The following is a 1,420-nucleotide window of genomic DNA, read 5'->3' on the forward strand; positions in this document are numbered from 1 at the left end:
CCACCGCCACGACGTGCGGCGCGGGTGGTCCGGCAACTCGGCGCGACCGGTGGCCCACAACAAGTCCGTAAACCCGTCCCCCCCCCCCCCGGACGAAGGGTCAAGCCCGCCCCCCACACCGGCCCCCGCACCCGGGCCCGGTATGCGGGGAAGGTAACCACGGCGGGTACGGGTCTGGGGGCCGGCACGGGGGCCGGAGCCGGGGCGGCCGCGCGGGACGACTGCGCCCCGTCCGCCGCTCCCCCATCCCCCTCCCCCGTCCGCCGCTCCCGCCCGCTGTCACCAGCGGTCGTGGACCTCCGCGCGGATCGACCGGTCGTAGAGCTCCCGTACGGCGTCCAGCGTGCTCTGCGGCAGTGGCGGCAGGGCGGCGGCCGCCGCGTTGGCGCGGGTCTGCTCCACCGAGCGTGCCCCGGGGATGACGCTGGTGACGCCCGGCTGCTGGATGATCCAGCGCAGCGCGGTCTGCGCGGGGGTGGCGCCCTCGGGGGCCAGTTCCGCGAACTCGGCGGCCGCGGCGACGCCGGTGGCGTAGTCGATGCCGGAGAACGTCTCACCCTGGTCGAACGCCTCGCCGTGCCGGTTGTACGTCCGGTGGTCCTCGGGGCCGAAGACGGTGTCCTTGGTGTACTTGCCGGAGAGCAGCCCGGAGGCGAGCGGGACGCGCGCGATGATGCCGACGCCCGCGGCGGCGGCCGCCGGGAGCACCTCGTCGAGCGGCTTGAGGCGGAACGGGTTGAGGATGATCTGCACGCTCGCGACGCCGGGGCGCGCGATGGCGGCCAGCGCCTCGGCGCAGGTCTCGACGCTCACCGCGTAGGCGGCGATCCGCTGCTCGGCGACCAGGGTGTCCAGGGCGTCGTAGACGGCGTCGGAGGAGTAGACGCTGCTGGGCGGGCAGTGCAGCTGCACGAGGTCGAGCGTGTCGGTGCCGAGGTTGGCCCGGGAACGGTCGTTCCAGGTACGGAAGTTGTCCAGGACGTAGTTCTCCGGCACCTGGTCGGCGCGGCGGCCCATCTTGGTGGCGACGAAGACGTTCGCGTCGGGGCGGTTCTCGAGGTAGCGGCCGATGAGCTGTTCGCTGCGGCCGTCCCCGTACACGTCCGCGGTGTCGAAGAAGGTGACGCCGGATGCGACGGCCGCGTCGAGGACGTCGAACGCGTCGTCCTCCGCGACCTCGCCCCAGTCACCGCCGAGCTGCCAGGTGCCCTGTCCGACGACCGAGACGTCACGGCCGGTCCTGCCGAGTGTGCGCTGTTCCATGGGGATCATGCTATTCCGCTTCACGCATCGGAAGGGGCGGGCGGGGTGAACCGGGTGGGGGGGGGGGGGGGGCCCCCTAGGGCCCCCCCCCCGAAGGGGGGCGCCCCCGGGAGCCCCCCGCGCCCCGCGCCGAGGGGCGGCCCCAGGGCGAGGGGGC

1 protein-coding gene is annotated in these 1,420 nt (G+C 74.7%); it reads right to left on the reverse strand.

Features of this window, described 5'->3' with window-relative positions:
• Positions 1–279 precede the first annotated feature (279 nt).
• Complete coding sequence (locus JS521_RS18255) at positions 280–1,272, reverse strand: aldo/keto reductase (RefSeq protein ID WP_205084038.1); 993 nt, start codon at positions 1,270–1,272, stop codon at positions 280–282.
• Positions 1,273–1,420: the final 148 nt, after the last annotated feature.

Source organism: Streptomyces durocortorensis (assembly GCF_016901035.1).
GTDB lineage: Bacteria > Actinomycetota > Actinomycetes > Streptomycetales > Streptomycetaceae > Streptomyces > Streptomyces durocortorensis.

Bases quoted from the DNA above. Each gene is read 5' to 3' on its own strand.
- JS521_RS18255 (WP_205084038.1), bottom strand. From the start codon at position 1,272: ATGATCCCCATGGAACAGCGCACACTCGGCAGGACCGGCCGTGACGTC.